19 protein-coding genes are annotated in these 18,994 nt (G+C 45.3%); 11 read left to right on the top strand and 8 right to left on the bottom strand.

Going from position 1 to position 18,994, the window contains the following annotated elements; genetic code table 11:
* Nucleotides 1-25: 25 nt before the first annotated feature.
* The 7 genes from ACKLNH_RS03365 to ACKLNH_RS03335 form a co-directional block, all read right to left on the bottom strand.
* Nucleotides 26-637 carry a DJ-1 family glyoxalase III gene (locus ACKLNH_RS03365; protein WP_413110841.1) on the bottom strand — a complete coding sequence of 204 codons (612 nt, stop codon included), beginning with the start codon at nucleotides 635-637 and terminating at the stop codon, nucleotides 26-28.
* Complete coding sequence (locus tag ACKLNH_RS03360) at nucleotides 624-1,517, bottom strand: ketopantoate reductase family protein (protein WP_413110840.1); 894 nt, start codon at nucleotides 1,515-1,517, stop codon at nucleotides 624-626. The genes ACKLNH_RS03365 and ACKLNH_RS03360 overlap by 14 nt, the downstream gene beginning before the upstream one ends.
* 89 nt (nucleotides 1,518-1,606) lie before the next feature.
* Entirely contained in the window at nucleotides 1,607-2,437 is an 831-nt protein-coding gene (locus tag ACKLNH_RS03355; protein ID WP_413110839.1) for a nucleoside-specific channel-forming Tsx family protein, read from the bottom strand.
* A 331-nt stretch (nucleotides 2,438-2,768) separates the two neighbouring features.
* Complete coding sequence (locus ACKLNH_RS03350) at nucleotides 2,769-4,130, bottom strand: AmpG family muropeptide MFS transporter (RefSeq protein WP_413110838.1); 1,362 nt, start codon at nucleotides 4,128-4,130, stop codon at nucleotides 2,769-2,771.
* 128 nt (nucleotides 4,131-4,258) lie between these two features.
* Nucleotides 4,259-4,810 (bottom strand): peptidylprolyl isomerase, encoded by a 552-nt coding sequence (locus ACKLNH_RS03345; RefSeq protein WP_413110837.1) that lies wholly within the window; start codon nucleotides 4,808-4,810, stop codon nucleotides 4,259-4,261.
* Nucleotides 4,807-5,379, bottom strand: coding sequence for a YajG family lipoprotein (locus ACKLNH_RS03340; RefSeq protein WP_413110836.1), 573 nt, complete (start codon nucleotides 5,377-5,379; stop codon nucleotides 4,807-4,809). Before ACKLNH_RS03340 ends, ACKLNH_RS03345 begins: the two co-directional genes overlap by 4 nt.
* A complete protein-coding gene (locus ACKLNH_RS03335) occupies nucleotides 5,372-6,520 on the bottom strand; it encodes a methyltransferase (RefSeq protein WP_413110835.1) in 1,149 nt (382 codons plus the stop codon). The genes ACKLNH_RS03340 and ACKLNH_RS03335 overlap by 8 nt, the downstream gene beginning before the upstream one ends.
* A 135-nt stretch (nucleotides 6,521-6,655) precedes the next feature.
* On the opposite strand from ACKLNH_RS03335, the gene bolA reads away from it, so the two are divergent.
* The 11 genes from bolA to dinB all read left to right on the top strand — a co-directional run bounded on the left by bolA (nucleotide 6,656) and on the right by dinB (nucleotide 16,940).
* Nucleotides 6,656-6,973 (top strand): transcriptional regulator BolA, encoded by a 318-nt coding sequence (gene bolA, locus ACKLNH_RS03330; protein WP_413110834.1) that lies wholly within the window; start codon nucleotides 6,656-6,658, stop codon nucleotides 6,971-6,973.
* Between the two features lie 197 nt (nucleotides 6,974-7,170).
* A complete protein-coding gene (locus tag ACKLNH_RS03325) occupies nucleotides 7,171-8,217 on the top strand; it encodes a TRAP transporter substrate-binding protein (protein WP_413110833.1) in 1,047 nt (348 codons plus the stop codon).
* A 388-nt stretch (nucleotides 8,218-8,605) separates the two neighbouring features.
* Entirely contained in the window at nucleotides 8,606-9,946 is a 1,341-nt protein-coding gene (locus ACKLNH_RS03320) for a Na(+)-translocating NADH-quinone reductase subunit A (RefSeq protein ID WP_413110832.1), read from the top strand.
* A gap of 2 nt (nucleotides 9,947-9,948) precedes the next feature.
* Nucleotides 9,949-11,190, top strand: a complete 1,242-nt coding sequence (locus tag ACKLNH_RS03315; RefSeq protein ID WP_413110831.1) for an NADH:ubiquinone reductase (Na(+)-transporting) subunit B — start codon at nucleotides 9,949-9,951, stop codon at nucleotides 11,188-11,190.
* Nucleotides 11,180-11,956, top strand: coding sequence for a Na(+)-translocating NADH-quinone reductase subunit C (locus ACKLNH_RS03310; protein WP_413110830.1), 777 nt, complete (start codon nucleotides 11,180-11,182; stop codon nucleotides 11,954-11,956). Before ACKLNH_RS03315 ends, ACKLNH_RS03310 begins: the two co-directional genes overlap by 11 nt.
* Nucleotides 11,949-12,581, top strand: a complete 633-nt coding sequence (locus ACKLNH_RS03305; protein WP_413110829.1) for an NADH:ubiquinone reductase (Na(+)-transporting) subunit D — start codon at nucleotides 11,949-11,951, stop codon at nucleotides 12,579-12,581. The genes ACKLNH_RS03310 and ACKLNH_RS03305 overlap by 8 nt, the downstream gene beginning before the upstream one ends.
* Before the next feature lie 7 nt (nucleotides 12,582-12,588).
* Nucleotides 12,589-13,185 carry an NADH:ubiquinone reductase (Na(+)-transporting) subunit E gene (gene nqrE / locus ACKLNH_RS03300; protein WP_413110828.1) on the top strand — a complete coding sequence of 199 codons (597 nt, stop codon included), beginning with the start codon at nucleotides 12,589-12,591 and terminating at the stop codon, nucleotides 13,183-13,185.
* A 21-nt stretch (nucleotides 13,186-13,206) separates the two neighbouring features.
* The gene (nqrF, locus tag ACKLNH_RS03295; protein WP_413110827.1) at nucleotides 13,207-14,430 is read left to right on the top strand and encodes an NADH:ubiquinone reductase (Na(+)-transporting) subunit F; all 1,224 of its coding nucleotides are present in this window, start codon (nucleotides 13,207-13,209) and stop codon (nucleotides 14,428-14,430) included.
* Between the two features lie 76 nt (nucleotides 14,431-14,506).
* Nucleotides 14,507-15,523, top strand: a complete 1,017-nt coding sequence (locus ACKLNH_RS03290; protein WP_413110826.1) for an FAD:protein FMN transferase — start codon at nucleotides 14,507-14,509, stop codon at nucleotides 15,521-15,523.
* Between the two features lie 11 nt (nucleotides 15,524-15,534).
* The gene (gene nqrM / locus ACKLNH_RS03285) at nucleotides 15,535-15,756 is read left to right on the top strand and encodes a (Na+)-NQR maturation NqrM (protein WP_413110825.1); all 222 of its coding nucleotides are present in this window, start codon (nucleotides 15,535-15,537) and stop codon (nucleotides 15,754-15,756) included.
* 128 nt (nucleotides 15,757-15,884) lie between these two features.
* On the top strand, nucleotides 15,885-16,940 hold the full coding sequence (gene dinB, locus ACKLNH_RS03280; RefSeq protein WP_413110824.1) for a DNA polymerase IV: 1,056 nt from the start codon (nucleotides 15,885-15,887) through the stop codon (nucleotides 16,938-16,940).
* Between the two features lie 100 nt (nucleotides 16,941-17,040).
* Here dinB and ACKLNH_RS03275 read toward each other — a convergent pair whose 3' ends face one another.
* Entirely contained in the window at nucleotides 17,041-18,498 is a 1,458-nt protein-coding gene (locus ACKLNH_RS03275; RefSeq protein WP_413110823.1) for an aminoacyl-histidine dipeptidase, read from the bottom strand.
* Nucleotides 18,499-18,994: the final 496 nt, after the last annotated feature.

Raw genomic sequence — 18,994 nt, 5'->3', positions numbered from 1 at the left:
TAGGAAAACTCACACCAACTGAAAGTTAGGCCTGATAGTCTTTGCCAAGGACAGTGTAATTCATATTGGGCCATACGATCATCGCCTCCGCCACCTCAGCGGCTTTAGCTTTGCCCGCCAGTTTGACAATAATTTCTAACGCAAATTCCTGCGACGTCCCAGGCCCTTGGCTAGTGAGCAAGTTATGGTTCACATCGAAGAAGACCCGTTTGGTGCGCCAGCGATCCGCGGGGATCTGGTCCACGAAATCAGGGTGACATGTCATTAGTGCCTCTGGATATAGGTTGTGATGCTCCAATACCAAGGCAGGTGCTGCACAGATGGCGGCAAGCAATTTACCGTCATACTTATGTTGAGTAATAAACTCCACAAGAAGCGGGTTGTCCCGAAAACACTCAGCCCCCGCTTTCCCGCCAGGCAAGACAATTGCATCATATTGATTATCGGCGATATCGACCAGACGTGTATCAGCGACGAGTTTTATGCCACGAGAGCCTGGCATGATCAGCGCTCCATCTGAGGCAACACTGGCGAGAGTGACATTGAATCCGGCGCGGATCAGCATATCAGCGGCATTAATCGCTTCCATCTCCTCTGTACCGGGTGCGATACAGATAGCGACATTAATTGTGGTCATAATTTTGTTCTCGTTGCTTTATTTTAAGCCAGAGTTGCTCGTTCTCTGGCACTGAAATGTGGTGTGCTTGTGCACGCTTGATGACATACCCGCTAATATAGTCGATTTCACTGCAGCGTTGGTGATGAATATCTTGATACATGGACGAAAAGTTGTCAGCGGTGGCTAATATAACCTGTTTAACCTTGTTAAACAGCGCTGTAGGGGAACAGGAGTACCCTTCCGCCGCCATAACTTGTGAGACTTCTTCACAAATGACGAGTAATTGACGTTGGTATTGAGGCTGTTCTAGGTCGCCATTTCGAATCCCATTTATGGCGGTGAGTGGGTTAATGGCGCAATTAATGGCCAGCTTTTGCCAGCGTCTCATCGCGATATTGTCATCCCATAAGCAGTGTTTCATTGCGCTTGAAAATATCGAAGTGATGACATCAGGTGATGGGTGAGCGTCTGTTAGTGCCCCTATGTAGGTTTCGCCCCATCCGGTGTGTTTGATATGCCCCAGGGATAATCGGCGCGCCGCCAGTGATGTCGAGGCAAACAGTATGGGGTTGTTTGGAAAACCCTTAGTGATATTAGAGGCGGTACCCATGCCATTATGGCAAAGAACGATGGGAGTCGTTATTGGCAGTGTATTGCTTAAGGCACTCAGTGCAGATTCGACTTGAAACGCTTTAACGCAGACGATTAGCATCTCGCATCGTAACAGTGGTTGGTTAACTTTTACGGGGTAGTCGTGTGCCGTTCCGTCTAGATGACGAATATTGATGTGGCACGGATGAGGGCTACGGGTGATTAAGTTAATTTGGTGGCCATGCTGCTGTAATAAGCCAGCCAATAGCGAACCTATCGCCCCGGCCCCAAGTATAGCAATGTTCAACGCGTTGCTTCCTTTTGGTACGTTGACTATTACTTTACCATATGAAAACAGGCGCCGCAGCGCCTGTTATTTTCAACAACAACGATAGATTAGAACTTGTACGTTGCTGCTATGTAGTGTGCAAAGCCTGTGCTCTTGAATGCATCGGTGTCTTTAATGCCATAAACGTCTTTATAGGCTTTGAGACCATAACCAACCGAGTAACGATCTGAGTGCCAGTATAGGCCGTTGAACATCACGCCACCATTACTTGAGCTAGCATACTCATCTTTCATACCAAATTGGAAATCAATGTAGCCTTGATAAGCGACGAATGACCCATTATCGAAAAAGTGAACCGGTTTAAACCAGTTAGTTGAGATTTGGTAACCGTTCCAATCTTTTACGTTTGAATCGTAATTACCGTACAGGTTTAAGCCGATCTTGCCAAGCCATGGCACCATAACATCCGAGCCTAGACCAATTTTTTGCTGGTTTACGCCGAACGTACCAATTTGGTTGCCATCGGAATCTTCACCGAGATTACGGCCGTTGACCCCGTCCCATGTAATTTCAGAAGCAACATATAGCTCTTGTACTGGCCCAAAAGAGAGGTCTTTCTTGGTAAGTGCATCGATAGACATACGCGGTGCAAACTTCATAAACATTTTTGCATCGGCATTGGCTTTATCGCTGCTTGAATCGCTGGTCAGGTTAAAGACATCAACATAGCCATAAAGATCAAAAATCCCTGAGCGACCACCAAACTCCATTTCCATGTAGTCATGGCTTGACTCACCAGGCAGTTCATCAAATGCATACATGAGATTAAATTGCATCCATTTGTAATCGTTTTTATGAATATCATCAGAATAATCAGCGGCAATTACAGGTGCTGCTGTGGCGGCAAAGATGCTCATTGCTAATAGTGTTTTACGCATAATGCTATTCTCGGTCCGTTGTGTAATGTATGTATCGCGTACTGGTATCACTGCGATGAATGTTATGGCGGCATTTTATTGGTTTGAGTCACAAAAATAAATGCAACGTTAAAGCAGAAATTATTTAAATGTGAACTCGATCGCCTGTAATGGATTTCATCCTAGATGGAAACGTGATGTCGATCTCCTTTTAAAGTTGGATTAAGTTTAAAATTTTGTTGTTAGTATAGTTAAAATAACGTTTCTAGACAGTCGGGGCTGGTTTAATGTGAGATTGTTTGAGTGAACAGGGATTATGTAGCAACAGACAGCGTGTCTGTTGCCATATCGGTTATTGATTGGGGGATGAGACGGGAAGGCGATTGACTAGATAGATTAATAATAGGACAGGGAAACCAATCAACGCAGAGGTAAAGAAAAACACATCATAGCCAAACCTATCAACATAAAGACCGGAGAAACCGGCAACGAATTTAGGAAATAGCAACATAATCGAACTGAAAACCGCATATTGAGTGGCGGAAAAAGCAACATTGGTCAAGCCAGAAATATAGGTAATGAACGCCGCTGTAGCGATACCAGCCCCGAGATTGTCGGCTGAAATGACCAAGGTGAGCATTGCAATACTCGGGCCCGTATACGATAACACGACAAACAGCGCATTAGTGATCGCTGCAACAATCGCGCCGAGAGTGAGGATTTTTATGGTACCGAAGCGATTGACCAGTATTCCCCCAAACCCCGCACCAAGCAGTGTCATAATTACGCCGTAAATTTTCGATATTGAAGCCACTTCCGTTTTGCTAAAGCCGACATCAACATAGAAGGCGTAGGCCATGACGCCCATAACAACATCGGAGATGCGATAGGTCGCAATCAGGGCCAATATCAATAGCGCGCCTTTGCCATGGCGTTGGAAAAAATCAGCAAAGGGGAGGTAGACAGCAGAATAGAGCCAAGAGAGAAAGCGGGCTTTTCTGCCATGCACACCTTTTTGTTCTAACCGCTCTAAGAAACTGGCTTCTTGATCTTCAATCGCCTTCATGTTGATGCTTGGCTCTTTTATCAGCAAGGTAGTGATAATACCAACCAGCATAAATGAGGCCATCACAAAGTAGGCCCAACGCCAACCAGTGATAACATATTCGTTATCGGATCCTAACCAAGCCGAAATAGTCAGTGCCCCTGCACCGGCTAAAATCATAGCAAGACGGTAACCCGTCATGTAACTGGCGGCAAGGGCAGCTTGTAATCGTTCTTCAGCCAGCTCAATTCGATAAGCATCGATGACGATATCTTGCGTTGCCGATGCAAATGCGACCATCAGAGCAAAGAGCGCAAGCAGGGGAAGTTGGTAGGAGGGATCGCTCATCCCCATGCCAATGAGAGAGAGTGTGATGATCAGTTGTGAAAGCAACATCCAGCCACGACGTCGCCCAAAAAGACGGGAAAATAACGGCAATGGGAAACGGTCAATTAATGGTGACCAGACCCACTTAAACCCATAGGCAAGACCAACCCAACTGAAAAATCCAATTTCAGTTCGACTGACATCCGCTTCTCGCAACCAAAAAGAGAGCGTGCCAAAAACTAACAAAATCGGCAGGCCAGAAGAAAACCCCAAAGAGAGCATAATGAGCACTTTCTTTTCGAGATAGACGCGCCATCCTGTCGGCGTCGTTTGTGTTTGCATGGAAATTACCTAGTTGGTTGCACTAGCATCAGTATACCGAGCTAGAAGTATTGTTGAGTCTCCCTTGTGTAAAAGATAAGAAAAAAGAGCCACTAATGTGGCTCTTTGGTGTACAGATCACGCTTTAATTACTCGTCCAAGACTCGAATGGAGTGAATAATAATCGGTTCAACCGGTACATCACTCATTCTTTGCTTGCGTTGCGTTGGACTTGCTGCGATCGCATCTATCACTGCCATACCAGACGTGACTCGACCAAAGACGGCATAGCCTGGTTTGGCAGCACTGCCGTCAAGAAAGGTATTATCAACAACATTAATAAAAAACTGGCGCGTGGCAGAGTCAACAACTTGGGTACGTGCCATTGCAATGGTTCCGCGTTGGTTACTTAATCCGTTCGTTGATTCATTTTTTATGGGCGCCTGAGCCGGCTGTTGTTTTAGGTCGACATTAAAGCCTCCCCCTTGAACCATGAACCCGGGAATAACACGATGGAAAATAGTGTCGCTATAGCTGTTGTTATTAACGTACTGCAAGAAGTTAGCGCTGCTAATGGGGGCATTTTGCTCATCAAGCTGAATCGTAATATCACCAAGGTTTGTTTTTACTTCAACAGATGTTGCCAATACTGCAAATGAACTCAACAGTCCAACGGCCATTATTCCTAATTTGTGTTTCATAGGTTCTCCACAATATACGTATTAAGTTCAGAGTCATTGCTTATTTCAGACAGCACATTGCTCATTAGGTTGCTGAGAATAGCACTCATGTCATCGACCGATGCACTGCCTAGGCCTGATGCACTAGAGTTTCCGGTAAAGCGTTTAACAAACTTGCCTTTATTGCTTTCAACGACCACCTGAACATGCGCTTTGGCGACCATTTCATGCTTTATGACACTGTGCTGTACGTTTAACAGTGCGTCTAAAATGTCGACTCGCATTGTTCCTGTACTACTATTGCTTACCAGATAGTCTTGTTCGGTCAGCAATTGGACTAAAGCGTCTTCAAACGTAACTCGCAAGCTTTGCTTGGCATGTAGCGGCGTTTTTTGTTCACGCCCAGTATCAACCAAAGCAAGAAATTGTGCGCTGCGTAAATCTTGAGTTTGCACACTGATGGCAGTGCCTTGGCCGTTGTTCTCGATGCTAATTTGCGGATCTAACTGTAGTACAAGCTGGGGATCAGATGGCGCTGAACAGGCCGTTAGAGCCAAAATGCCAACCGCCAGTACAAGCTTCTTAATCATGGTGTCTTCCTTGTTGGTGTTTTTCTGCCTCAAGAATAACGAATTTTTGGTTTGAGGCAATTGTCTTCACGTTTCCGAACAGACGTTTAAGCTTAATATGATAACCCAAATGGCGATTACCAATAATGCGTAGTTTCCCACCAGGTTTGAGAACGTGTTTGGCATCACAGAACATTTGCCAAGCAATATGGTCGGTAATGGCATTTTGTTGATGGAAGGGAGGGTTACAAAGTACCCAGTCGGTAGAACTGGCTGGCATGTCGGTTAGGCAGTTATTCACCTTAGCTTTCAGCTGTTCGTGACGTTGCAAATTGCGCGAGGCGTTGTAATTGGCAGAGGCAACTGCCATGTAGCTTTCATCGACACAGGTTATGTCTGCCTCAGGGTTTAGTCTGGCGGCGTGCAGGCCGATGACGCCATTGCCGCAGCCAAGATCAATAATGTGCTTTGCTTGAGCGTCTTGAGGAAGGTGCTCTAAGAAAAAACGTGCCCCTATATCTAATTTCTCTCCGGCAAAGACATTGGCGTAGTTCGATAGAGATAGTTGGTATTCTGGTACTGTCCAGTTCAACATAGCGGGCGTAATAGCTTGACGTCTTCCGTCTGGTTGGCAGTAGATTAGCCGCGATTTTTTTACGGCCAATGATGTTGTGGTGTCACCAAGGTGCTTCTCAAACATTTTTAATGTGGAAGAGTGGATTTCTTTCACTTTTCCAGCCGCAATGACCTGGCAATCACTCGGTACAGAAGCCGCGATTTGATCGAGCTGCCAACACAGTAAGCGGTTATTCTTCGGCACTTTGATGATGACCAACTGAGCGTTGTCAGGTAATGCGCTCAAGCTATCAAGGTAGTTCGGCTCAGTACACTGATTCAGTTGGACATTGTGCCGACATCCTTGGTGAGAAATATAGGAATCACTGATGTTAAAGACGTGCTGGTGGGAAGAAAACCATAGTGATAATGCACCAAAGCTGTCATTAAAAATTAAGACTGGACGCGTAGGATCGAGAGGCTGGTCGGCCAATGTGTTGATCAAGTATTCATCAGCAGCGTCCCACGCTTGTAGGGTGTCATTTTCGCGTGCGGGGAAGCGCTCTAAAGTAAAGTGCTGTTCGCGTATGGTAAGTATAGGTTTCATTAATGGTGACTATAAGCTATTTTTAAAGTTCATTGGTATTGTCGCAGATAGGGTCACAACTGCAATAAAAACATCTGCAATAGGAAGCGGGAACGCTTATCTAGAAACGATAATGAGGATGTAACGGTGGGAGTTATGATAAAAGAAAAGATAGAGCAAAAGTTACTCGATGCGTTTACTCCTAGTCATTTAGAAGTGGTTAATGAAAGCTACATGCATAACGTTCCTGCTGGTGCAGAAAGTCACTTTAAAGTGATTGTTGTCAGTGATGATTTTCATGGCAAAAAGCTATTGCAACGGCATCGTGCCATTAATGAAGTTTTAGCGCATGAGTTAAGTGAGCGAATACATGCATTGGCGATTCACAGTTATACCGGCAATGAGTGGAAAAATCTCTATGATGGAGCGCGTAATTCACCATCATGTAAAGGTGGCGTAAGATTTGGTAGTTGATTTAGCGAATGCGATATTATAGTGAGCCATAAAAAAGCCGTGCGTTAGCACGGCTTTTTTGCTTTTTAATCGAGAGGTAGGTCGGAATTAATGTAGATAGTAGCGCTATTTTTTTCAGGCGGGCTATGCTTAACAACGTTTATGCTTAACAACGTTGAGATATCGCTCATGTTAGAGCGAGTAGTTGGGGCGTTTAGATGCGAGTATTGATTTTACTGAGTTTATTGCTGTTGCTGTTGGGGTGTGAGCCGCAGCAATCTAATAAGAATAATCAATCGGTTGTTTGGCGTTTAGCCACAACATGGCCCGCGCAATTTCCAGGGTTAGGCGAAGCACCTTTGCAGCTGGCCAAGCTTGTTGAGGAAGCCAGTAGCGGACAGTTTATTATTGATGTATATGGTGCTGGTGAAGTCGTGCCGAGCTTTGAGTTATTTCGAGCCGTTTCTAAGCAGACGGTTGAGATGGGTCATTCGAGTGCCTATTATTGGCAAGACTTGATGCCCGCCGCTCCTTTCTTTTCAGCGGTTCCATTTGGGATGCGCGCTGCGGAAATGAACGGGTGGCTCTATTTTGGCGGAGGACTGGAGTTATGGCGCTCACTGTATGCGCCATATGGAATCATCCCTTACCCAGGTGGCAACAGTGGCCCCCAGATGGGGGGGTGGTTTAATCATTCAATTGAAAGCGTCGAAGACTTAGTAGGACTGAAAATTCGAATTCCTGGCTTTGGCGCATCGGTATTGAAAAGCATCGGTGCGATTCCAATTCAGTTAGCTGGGGATGAATTATACAGTGCGTTCGAACGGGGAATCATAGATGCAATGGAGTGGGTTGGACCTTACAATGATCTGTCTTTTGGTTTGCATCAGCTAGGGCGATATTATTATTACCCAGCATGGCATGAACCAAGTACACAGATGGAATTTCTCGTTAATCAAGCGGCATTTGATTCGTTACCATTACACTATCAGCGTATCTTAGAGATGGCGATGCATACGGTAAACGAGCAGTTGGAAGGCAAATACTTGATAAAAAATCAGCAAGCCTTAGATGCAATGCTTCACGAGCACAATGTCGTATTGAGACGTTTTCCGCCTGTGGTTTTAGCGGTGCTAAAACAGCACACCGATAATCTATTGTTGACACTCGCTAGTCATGATCCACAGTTTCATCAAATCTATACCTCGTACAGCAATCATTTACTTAGGTTGCGCAATATGAGGAATTTGTCAGGTGGGTTGTGAGGATGTGAATGTTATTATGATGTTTGTTCTCATTTGCGCGGCAAATGTTAGGGAAACATAGACTCTAGATACCAATTTTAGTTGCCATTCAAGCGTTTTTTCGCTCTTAAAGTGCAGCTTAGCATGACTATGATCAATGAATTAATGGTTGAGCTGTTTCTCATGGGTGCGTTTGCTGAATTTGCCAGCGAATAGCACGTTCAACGATAGCAAGATTGGGTCGATTAATGCTATCATTCAAGTTAAATTTTTGTCTTCATCAGTATCCCAATACAGTGAAGGCTTATAAGACCAGCCGACGATGGAATTTTATGTGGCGTGGTCTTTTATTGTGCTTAATAAAGTACACACCGAATTCCTTTTATCCATAAATGTAGTGCAAGTGCGTATGATTACAATAAAAAAGGGTCTGGACATCCCAATTTCGGGAGCTCCAACTCAGGTGATTAATGATGGTGAAACCATCAAACGCGTCGCTTTGCTAGGCGAGGAGTATGTTGGCATGCGTCCAACAATGCACTCGCGTGTTGGTGATATAGTGAAAAAGGGTCAGGTTCTTTTTGTTGACAAAAAGAATCCTGGCGTCAAATTCACAGCACCTGCTAGCGGTAAAGTGATTGAAGTTAACCGTGGTGAAAAGCGTGTATTGCAATCAGTAGTGATTGACGTTGAAGGTGATGAACAAATTACCTTTAACGCCTATTCACAAGCAGACCTAGCTGGTTTGTCTCGTGACACGATTGTAGAGCAACTGGTTGAATCAGGTGAGTGGGTCGCGATGCGTACTCGTCCGTTCAGCAAAGTGCCAGCAGTTGATGCGCAAACTCAGGCTATTTTTGTGACGGCAACGGATACCAATCCGTTAGCGGCAAAGCCTGAAATCATCATTAATGAGAATGCTGAAGCGTTTAAAGCTGGCTTGACGATTCTGTCTCGCCTGACAAACGGTAAAGTTTATGTTTGTAAAGCAGGTACTAGCCTACCGCGTTGCGAACAGCCAAACGTCGAAGAGCATGTATTCAACGGCCCACACCCAGCTGGTCTTGTTGGTACACACATGCATTTCTTGTACCCAGTTAATGTGGCAACACAAGCATGGCATATTGGCTATCAAGACGTTATTGCTTACGGCAACTTATTCTTATCTGGTGAAATTTACACTGATCGCGTTGTAGCACTGGCTGGCCCAGTTGTTAACAACCCGCGTTTGATTAAAACCTGTCGTGGCGCATCAGTGGTGAATATTACCGATCATGAACTAATGCCTGGTGAAGTTCGTGTTATTGCTGGCTCAGTGCTAAGCGGCGTACATGCGACTGGTCCTCACGCTTATCTTGGTCGTTACGCACAACAGTTGTCTGTTTTGCGTGAAGGACGCGAGAAAGAGCTGTTAGGCTGGATTGTTCCAGGTAAGAACAAGTTCTCGGTAACACGTTCTTTCTTAAGCCACCTGTTTAGCGGTCAGTTGTTTAATATGACAACATCGATGAACGGTAGTGATCGTGCCATGGTGCCAATTGGTAACTATGAGAAGGTAATGCCACTGGACATCGAACCGACGCTATTACTGCGGGATCTGTGTGCTGGCGATATCGATAGTGCACAAGAGCTAGGTGCGTTGGAGCTAGATGAAGAAGATTTGGCGCTATGTACCTTTGTTTGCCCTGGTAAGTACGATTTTGGTCCAATGCTGCGTCAGTGCTTGGACACGATTGATAAGGAAGGGTAATCATGAGCCTGAAGAATTTGCTCGAGAGTGTCGAGCACCACTTTGAACCAGGTGGTAAACATGAGCGTTGGTTTGCATTGTATGAAGCATTTGCAACCCTAATGTATACCCCAGGTACCGTGACGACGGCGAAATCACATGTGCGTGATAGCGTTGACCTGAAACGTATCATGATCATGGTATGGTTCGCTGTTTTCCCTGCGATGTTCTGGGGGATGTATAACAGTGGTCATCAAGCGATTGTTGCGCTTGAACACCTGTATGTCGGAGAGCAACTAGCGAATGTTATTGCTGGTAACTGGCACTACTGGCTGACCGAAATGGTAGCGGGTAGCCTGACTGAAGGTGGCTGGTTCACCAAGATGGTCCTAGGTGCGACTTACTTCCTCCCTATTTATGCTGTTGTCTTCGCAGTGGGTGGATTTTGGGAAGTCCTATTTTGTATGGTGCGTAAGCATGAGGTAAACGAAGGCTTCTTTGTTACTTCTATTTTGTTTGCGTTAATCGTACCGCCAACCATGCCTCTATGGCAGGCGGCGATAGGTATTACGTTCGGTGTTGTTGTTGCTAAAGAGATCTTTGGTGGTACAGGCCGCAACTTCCTAAACCCAGCGCTAGCGGGTCGTGCATTCTTGTTCTTTGCTTACCCAGCACAAATCTCTGGTGATTTGGTTTGGACCGCAGCCGACGGCTACTCAGGTGCTACAGCACTGGGTCAGTGGGCTAATGCGGGTCAAGGTGGCGTTGTTCATAACGTAACTGGCGATGCAATTACTTGGATGGATGCGTTCATCGGTAAAATCCCAGGCTCGATTGGTGAAGTTTCTACCCTTGCTATCATTCTGGGCGGAGCGATGATTGTCTACATGGGGATCGCATCTTGGCGTATTATCCTTGGCACATTGCTCGGTATGGCGGCATCTGCGACGCTATTTAATATTATTGGCTCTGACACCAATGCAATGTTTAGCATGCCTTGGCATTGGCACCTTGTTCTAGGTGGTTTTGCGTTTGGTATGATGTTCATGGCGACTGACCCAGTTTCTGCTGCATTTACTAATAAAGGTAAGTGGGCATACGGTGCACTGATTGGTGCAATGTGTGTGATGATCCGTGTTGCTAACCCGGCTTATCCAGAAGGCATGATGCTGGCCATCCTGTTTGCTAACTTGTTTGCTCCTGTATTTGACTACTTGGTTGTTCAGGGCAACGTGAAACGGAGACTCGCTCGCTATGGCAAGTAATAACGATAGCATGAAGAAAACGCTGTTGGTTGTTATCGCGTTGAGCCTAGTGTGCTCAATCGTGGTATCAATTGCAGCGGTTGCGCTGCGCCCAATGCAGCAGCGCAACGCCGTATTGGATGTTCAGCGTAACATTCTGTCTGTTGCTGGTCTTCTTGAGGCTGGTGTCAATATTACAGAGACGTTCGAACAGAACATCGACCAAGTCATCGTGAACCTAGCAACAGGTGAAATTGACACATCAATCGATGCTGCAACTTACGACCAGCGTCTAGCCGCTAAAGGCAGCGATACATCCATCGCGTTGGGTGGTGACGATGTTGCACAGATCGGTCGTCGTGCCAATCTAGCCAAAGTTTATTTGGTTAAGAGTGGTGACGATATCGATATGATGATCTTACCGATGCACGGTAACGGCCTATGGTCAATGATGTACGCTTTCGTTGCGATTGAAACTGATGGTAATACGCTAGCGGGTATCACTTACTACGAGCAGGGTGAAACACCTGGGCTAGGTGGTGAAATCGAGAACCCACGTTGGCGTGGCCAGTTCGTTGGTAAAGAGCTGTTTGATGAAAATGGCAAGCCAGCGCTTCGTATCGTTAAAGGTGGCGCACCGCAAGGCGATAAGCACGGTGTAGATGGTCTGTCTGGTGCAACCCTGACAGCAAATGGTGTTCAAAATACCTTCGACTTCTGGCTAAGTGATAAAGGCTTTGGTCCATTCCTAGCTAAAGTGCGTGAGGGGGGCCTGAATAATGGCTGATACTAAAGAAATGAAGAAGGTGCTGTTTGCACCGATTATGGATAACAACCCAATTGCCTTGCAAATGTTGGGTGTTTGTTCGGCATTGGCAGTAACAACGAAGCTGGAAACAGCCTTTGTAATGACATTAGCGGTAATTTTCGTTACTTCATTATCAAACTTGTTCGTTTCTCTGATCCGTAACCACATTCCTAACAGTGTGCGTATTATCTGTCAGATGGCGATTATTGCATCCTTAGTAATTCTTGTTGACCAAGTATTGAAAGCCTTTGTTTATGAAATCTCTAAACAGCTTTCTGTTTTCGTTGGCTTGATTATTACTAACTGTATCGTTATGGGACGTGCAGAAGCGTATGCGATGAAATCAGCACCACTGCCATCATTTATTGATGGTATCGGTAATGGTCTTGGTTACGGCTTTGTTCTGATCACTGTTGGTTTCTTCCGCGAATTGTTTGGTTCTGGCCAGTTGTTTGGTCTACAGGTACTGCCGCTTGTTTCTGAAGGTGGCTGGTATCAACCAAACGGTATGATGATTCTTGCACCATCTGCGTTCTTCCTGATTGGTTTCATGATTTGGATCATTCGTACTATTCGCCCTGAACAAGTAGAAGCGAAGGAGTAATTTACTAATGGAACATTACATTAGCTTACTGGTTCGTTCGATTTTTATCGAGAACCTCGCGCTCTCCTTCTTCTTGGGGATGTGTACTTTCCTAGCCGTATCAAAGAAGGTGAAAACCTCTTTCGGTCTAGGTATTGCTGTTACCGTGGTACTGTCAATTGCGGTTCCAGTTAACAACCTGATTTATAACCTAGTTCTACGTGAAAATGCCTTGATGCAGGGTGTGGATCTGACTTTCCTTAGCTTTATCACCTTTATCGGTGTTATCGCGGCGTTAGTACAGATTCTAGAAATGATCTTGGATCGTTTCTTTCCACCACTGTATAACGCACTGGGTATTTTCCTACCGTTGATCACAGTAAACTGTGCCATCTTCGGTGGTGTATCGTTCATGGTTCAACGTGACTACACCTTTACAGAATCCGTCGTTTACGGCTTTGGTTCAGGTATTGGTTGGATGTTGGCGATTGTTGCGTTAGCGGGTCTACGTGAGAAGATGAAGTACTCAGATGTACCTCCTGGCCTACGTGGTCTTGGTATTACCTTCATCACAGTTGGTTTGATGGCGCTAGGCTTTATGTCTTTCTCCGGCGTGCAGCTGTAATCAGGATAAAAGGAAAAGTCAATGGATATTATTCTTGGCGTAGTGATGTTCACTCTGATTATCCTGGCATTGGTTTTAGTGATTCTGTTCGCTAAATCAAAGCTGGTTCCATCAGGTGATGTGACTATCTCAGTAAATGGCGATCCAGAAAAAGCATTTATTACCTCTCCGGGTGACAAGCTTCTGGGCGCAATGGCGGGTGCAGGCATTTTTGTTTCATCTGCGTGTGGTGGTGGTGGCTCTTGTGGTCAGTGCCGTGTGAAAGTGAAATCAGGCGGTGGTGATATTCTACCAACCGAACTGGATCACATCACAAAGGGTGAAGCTCGTGAAGGTGAGCGTCTAGCCTGTCAGGTTGCCGTTAAATCTGATATGGAAATTGAGCTACCAGAAGAGATCTTTGGTGTTAAGAAGTGGGAATGTGAAGTTATCTCGAACGATAATGAAGCCACTTTCATTAAAGAGCTGGTGCTTAAAATTCCTGAAGGTGAAGAAGTTCCATTCCGTGCGGGTGGCTACATTCAGATCGAAGCTGAACCACATCACATTAAATACTCAGATTTTGATGTACCAGAAGAGTACCGTGAAGATTGGGATAAGTTTGACTTGTTCCGCTTTGAGTCGATTGTTAAAGAGCACTCGATCCGCGCTTACTCAATGGCATCGTACCCAGAAGAGAAAGGGCTTATTAAGCTAAACGTGCGTATTGCTACGCCGCCGCCAAATAACCCTGACGCGCCTCCAGGCGTGATGTCTTCTTACATTTGGTCACTAAAAGAAGGTGACACTTGTACGATTTCAGGCCCATTCGGTGAGTTCTTTGCAAAAGAAACTGACAACGAGATGGTCTTTATCGGTGGTGGTGCTGGTATGGCACCTATGCGTTCGCACATCTTCGACCAGCTTCTACGCCTGAAATCTAAGCGTAAGATGACTTATTGGTACGGTGCTCGCTCTAAGCGTGAAATGTTCTACATTGAAGATTTCGATACGCTTGCAGCAGATAACGACAACTTCGAGTGGCATGTTGCTCTGTCTGATCCACTACCAGAAGATAACTGGGATGGTTACACCGGCTTTATTCATAACGTGATCTACGAGAACTACTTGAAAGATCACGAAGCGCCTGAAGATTGTGAGTACTACATGTGTGGTCCACCAATGATGAACGCGGCTGTTATCGGCATGCTGAAAGACCTTGGTGTTGAGGATGAGAACATCCTTCTGGATGACTTTGGCGGCTAATCACTGCTAAACCAGACCAATCACTATTGGCTGATCGTGTTGACGATCAGCCTTTTTCGTCATAAAGGAAGCATAAATGTATTCTAAGCTAATCAAACCTTTAGTGATCTTAATGCTGGCGATAAGCGTGGTGGCGTGTGGTAAACAACGTCCTGCATTAGTACAGATTGACGGTAATACCATGGGTACCTACTACGTCATAAAGTATGTCGCTCAGGATGGCTTGCCGAGTAGTGAGGCGATACAAGCTGAGATTGATGCCGCACTTGAGTTGGTTAATGATCAGATGTCGACCTATCGCCCCCACTCTGAGCTTTCACGTTTCAATCAACACCAAACGGCTGAACCGTTTGCAGTATCGGAAGCGACAGCTAAGGTCGTTAAAGAAGCGATTCGTGTAAGTGATGTCACCCGTGGTGCACTCGATGTCACTGTTGGCCCTTTAGTTAATTTATGGGGTTTTGGCCCTGACGCTAAACCTGAACTTATCCCAACTGATGAGGAATTAGCACAGCGCAGATCAATGACTGGAATAGAGAAGCTGGCAGTGAATGGAACTATGCTGACCAAAACGATTCCTGAGTTGTATGTTGATTTGTCATCGATTGCTAAAGGCTATGGCGTAGATGTTGTGGCTGAGTATTTGGAAACCCTCGGTGTACACAATTACTTAGTTGAAATTGGTGGTGAATTGCGGATTAAAGGTAACAATGGCGAAGGTGTACCTTGGCGTATTGCTATCGAAAAACCGGTAGAAGAGGGACGCGCGGTTCAAGAAGTGATCACCGTTGGTGAGAATGCGATTGCGACATCTGGCGACTATCGCAACTATTATGAACGTGATGGTATCCGCTACTCACATTCTATTGATCCACAAACAGGAAAGCCGATTAATCATCGTTTGGTCTCCGTGACGGTTATCGACCCATCGAGTATGACGGCTGATGCGTTAGCAACAGGTTTGATGGTGGCAGGACCAGAAGACGCGATGGCAATCGCAGAAGAATACGGCCTTAAAGTCTATCTAATTAAAAAGACAGATGACGGTTTTGAATCTTATATGTCGGAAGGCTTTAAGCCTTTTGTTCAATAAAGAGGTAATTTATGGTTATTTTCTTGACCACATTTGCAGTTTTTTTACTGGTCATTGCAGCGATGGCAATTGGCTACATTATTCAGAAAAAAACGATCAGTGGTAGTTGTGGTGGTTTAGGGGCTGTTGGTATCGACAAGGAGTGTGATTGCCCTGAACCCTGTGATCGTCGCAAAGCTCGCGAAGCCAAAGCGGCAAAACAGGCGCAGTGGGAAAAGGACCGCATCCTCTGAGTACGTATAGTAATTGTCCCCTGCGCTGCTGCAATCAAGTGCGGGGGAATTTTCCTCAAATTATTGACAAGCCAAGATAACTGTATATTAATACAGTTATGAGTCAGTCACATCAATCACAGAACCTAATGTCGCGCAAAATTATCCATATAGATATGGACTGTTTTTATGCCGCTGTAGAAATGCGTGATAACCCGGCATTGCGTGATGTTCCCTTGGCGATAGGTGGCCCGTCAGGCCAACGGGGTGTTATTAGCACCTGTAACTATTTAGCCCGTAAGTATGGTATTCGTTCAGCGATGCCGACGGCGCAAGCATTAAAGCTATGCCCAGAGTTAACCGTGATACCGGGGCGTATGACGGCATATAAAGAAGTGTCTGCCCAGATACGTGAAATTTTTTCTCGTTATACTGACAAAATTGAACCTCTCTCTTTGGATGAAGCCTATCTTGATGTCACCGACTCTCCTCACTGCTATGGCTCAGCAACGTTGATGGCAAAGCAGATCTGTAAAAGCATATATGATGAGCTAGGCTTAACGGCCTCTGCAGGGGTCGCCCCGGTTAAATTTATTGCCAAGGTTGCCTCAGACCTTAATAAGCCGAATGGTATGTTTGTGGTTAACCCTGATGAAGTTGCTGGTTTTGTTGAAAAATTGGCGTTGAGTCGAATTCCTGGAGTGGGGAAAGTGACGCTGGCGAAGTTACAACGCTTGGGGTTGGCGTGTGGTGCAGATGTGCAAGAGTACGGTCAGTCGAGGTTAGTGAGTCAATTTGGTAAGTTTGGTCAATCATTGTGGGAACGAGCGCACGGCATAGATAATCGTCCGGTCGTCACCCAACGCGACCCTAAGTCGGTTGGCGTTGAGCGAACGTTTAACCAAAATATCCACCATTTCGATGAGTGTTGGAGCATGTTATTGAAGCAGTTTCCTGAGCTGGAAAAAAGGTTAGCGGCTAAAATTGAGGGGCGAGAGATTACCAAGTTAGGCGTTAAGCTAAAGTTTGCTGATTTTCAGCAGACCACCGTAGAACATCACCATAATTGCTTACACCTTGATGCCTTTCGCTATTTGCTTCAAGAAGCGTTAACACGACAGCTAGATAGGGAAATTCGTTTGCTGGGCATTTATGTTGGTCTGAAACCAAAAGCAAAAACCGAGCAGTTAACCTTTGTTTTATAATCGCGCATGGAATGAATAACGGCGTGTGATTTCGTTATCCATTCGCCGTTATGTCATTAATTAATGCTCACCTATATTCATGGTTGCTTATATGGCAGCATTATTTCTCTGGTATGGCGTTTAACAACGCACACATCTGTTGCCAGAATAAGGCAACACTGGCTATCTCCACTTTTTCATCTGGAGAGTGGGGGTATTTTATGGTTGGCCCAAACGAAATCATATCCATATCCGGATAGGGCTTTTTAAATAGGCCACACTCCAACCCTGCATGAATCACCATGATATTTGGCTTTTTGCCATAAATATCGTCATAAATGGACCGAAACAACTGCATGATTTGCGAATTTGGGTCTGGTTTCCAACCAGGGTACGCGCCTCCAAAGGTGATAGCTGCGCCTGCTAATGCCGCCACGGCTTTGAGGCGACTTTCTACTTGGAGCCGGCCTGAATCAATCAGAGAGCGGATAAGGCATAAAATGGCCACATGTCCATCAGATGTATTGATGACGCCAACATTTAACGATGTTTCTACCACGCCAGGAAAATCATCACTCATTCGAATGACGCCATTTGGGCACGCGTGCAATGTTCGCAATAAACGCTGGTGTACACCGATAGTCCAAACGGAACTAATCTGCTCAATCGACGTAACATCGATGGCAATGCTCGTTTCTGTTTGACCAAGCTCCTCGTGTAATAGATGCAGGAACCGAGTGAAGGCGTTGGAGATGTTATCTATCTGCTGTGTTGGCACCACAATGATAGTAGAGGCTTCTCGTGGTATCGCATTACGTAATGAGCCTCCATTGATACAGTGAACTCGACCTTCAAATGCATCAAGGTAATCAAATAGGAAACGCGTCAATAACTTAATGGCATTTGCTCGACCAGTATGTATATCACAGCCTGAGTGGCCGCCCTTTAGCCCTTTTAGTGTTAGTTTTAATGCGCTGTGATTGCTTGGGCAAGGTTCATGGTCAAGCGCAATGCTGATCTCTGCATCTATGCCGCCGGCACACCCGACGTACACTTCTCCTTCTTGCTCTGAGTCGGTGTTAATTAAAATATCACCTTGCAACCAACCTGACTCAAGGCCGAAGGCACCATCCATTCCAGCTTCTTCATTAATGGTAAAAAGGGCTTCGATGGGACCATGTGGCAAGTCACTGGAAGCGAGAACGGCGAGACACGTTGCAAGTCCAATGCCGTTGTCTGCCCCCAATGTGGTGCCCTTGGCGCTAACCCAACCATCATCGATATAAGTTTGAATAGGGTCTTGGGTAAAATCATGTACGGTATCTTCATTTTTCTGTGGAACCATATCAAGGTGAGCCTGTAACACGACGCCTTGGCGTGATTCCATTCCTTTGGTCGCAGGCTTTTGAATAAAAATGTTGCCAGTTTTGTCTCTCTGGGCGAGTAAGTTATGCTTTTTTGCAAAGGCAAGAATGTATGTTGCCAGCGCTTCTTCATGATAAGAAGGGTGGGGGATCGCGCAGATAGCATCAAAATAGTGCCATACAGGCAGCGGTGCAAGTTGATCAAGTTGAGACATGGAGCTTTCCTTTTCGTCATGGTTGAATGCACGTTTGTAGCTAACGGTATTTGTCACATCATTAAAGTTTATCATTACTTCTTAAGAGCGAGTAGTTAGAGCAAGGAAGGAGATGTCATACTTATAAAGTAATAAAATTACATTCCCTGACTCAATATGACAGGAAATACCTTTGTGTATAGATGTCCGTCTCATTTTTATACAGCTATTGTAATTTAATTACGCTCAAGGTATACTTTATGCACTGTTTTGAGTAAGCCCATGTTTAGGATAAGCCCGAAGTTATCGCCTCCACGGAATTGAGTTGGCTAAAACGCATATTTATCGACGATTCGATAAAGAACAAACCCATTAACCCCGTGACGAGTAGGTGATAAAAATGCTGGTAGTTAGTTTAAAGAAGATATGGCATCAACCAATGTATACAACAAGATTTATTTATCCGGTGTCATATGCAGCGCTTAAGCGTTAATACACAGGATATAGTGTAAAAGTT

Source organism: Thaumasiovibrio clandestinus (genome assembly GCF_047250365.1).
Classification (GTDB): Bacteria; Pseudomonadota; Gammaproteobacteria; order Enterobacterales; family Vibrionaceae; genus Thaumasiovibrio.
Note: the sequence above shows the minus strand (reverse complement) of the source record. Positions and strands in the feature narration are given on the sequence as shown.

Excerpts from the sequence above, each read along its gene's own strand:
- ACKLNH_RS03365 (WP_413110841.1), bottom strand. The coding sequence starts at position 637 with ATGACCACAATTAATGTCGCTATCTGTATCGCACCCGGTACAGAGGAG.
- ACKLNH_RS03355 (WP_413110839.1), bottom strand. The coding sequence starts at position 2,437 with ATGCGTAAAACACTATTAGCAATGAGCATCTTTGCCGCCACAGCAGCA.
- ACKLNH_RS03350 (WP_413110838.1), bottom strand. The coding sequence starts at position 4,130 with ATGCAAACACAAACGACGCCGACAGGATGGCGCGTCTATCTCGAAAAG.
- ACKLNH_RS03345 (WP_413110837.1), bottom strand. The coding sequence starts at position 4,810 with ATGAAACACAAATTAGGAATAATGGCCGTTGGACTGTTGAGTTCATTT.
- ACKLNH_RS03340 (WP_413110836.1), bottom strand. The coding sequence starts at position 5,379 with ATGATTAAGAAGCTTGTACTGGCGGTTGGCATTTTGGCTCTAACGGCC.
- ACKLNH_RS03335 (WP_413110835.1), bottom strand. The coding sequence starts at position 6,520 with ATGAAACCTATACTTACCATACGCGAACAGCACTTTACTTTAGAGCGC.
- bolA (WP_413110834.1), top strand. The coding sequence starts at position 6,656 with ATGATAAAAGAAAAGATAGAGCAAAAGTTACTCGATGCGTTTACTCCT.
- ACKLNH_RS03325 (WP_413110833.1), top strand. The coding sequence starts at position 7,171 with ATGCGAGTATTGATTTTACTGAGTTTATTGCTGTTGCTGTTGGGGTGT.
- ACKLNH_RS03320 (WP_413110832.1), top strand. The coding sequence starts at position 8,606 with ATGATTACAATAAAAAAGGGTCTGGACATCCCAATTTCGGGAGCTCCA.
- ACKLNH_RS03315 (WP_413110831.1), top strand. The coding sequence starts at position 9,949 with ATGAGCCTGAAGAATTTGCTCGAGAGTGTCGAGCACCACTTTGAACCA.
- ACKLNH_RS03310 (WP_413110830.1), top strand. The coding sequence starts at position 11,180 with ATGGCAAGTAATAACGATAGCATGAAGAAAACGCTGTTGGTTGTTATC.
- ACKLNH_RS03305 (WP_413110829.1), top strand. The coding sequence starts at position 11,949 with ATGGCTGATACTAAAGAAATGAAGAAGGTGCTGTTTGCACCGATTATG.
- nqrE (WP_413110828.1), top strand. The coding sequence starts at position 12,589 with ATGGAACATTACATTAGCTTACTGGTTCGTTCGATTTTTATCGAGAAC.
- nqrF (WP_413110827.1), top strand. The coding sequence starts at position 13,207 with ATGGATATTATTCTTGGCGTAGTGATGTTCACTCTGATTATCCTGGCA.
- ACKLNH_RS03290 (WP_413110826.1), top strand. The coding sequence starts at position 14,507 with ATGTATTCTAAGCTAATCAAACCTTTAGTGATCTTAATGCTGGCGATA.
- nqrM (WP_413110825.1), top strand. The coding sequence starts at position 15,535 with ATGGTTATTTTCTTGACCACATTTGCAGTTTTTTTACTGGTCATTGCA.
- dinB (WP_413110824.1), top strand. The coding sequence starts at position 15,885 with ATGTCGCGCAAAATTATCCATATAGATATGGACTGTTTTTATGCCGCT.
- ACKLNH_RS03275 (WP_413110823.1), bottom strand. The coding sequence starts at position 18,498 with ATGTCTCAACTTGATCAACTTGCACCGCTGCCTGTATGGCACTATTTT.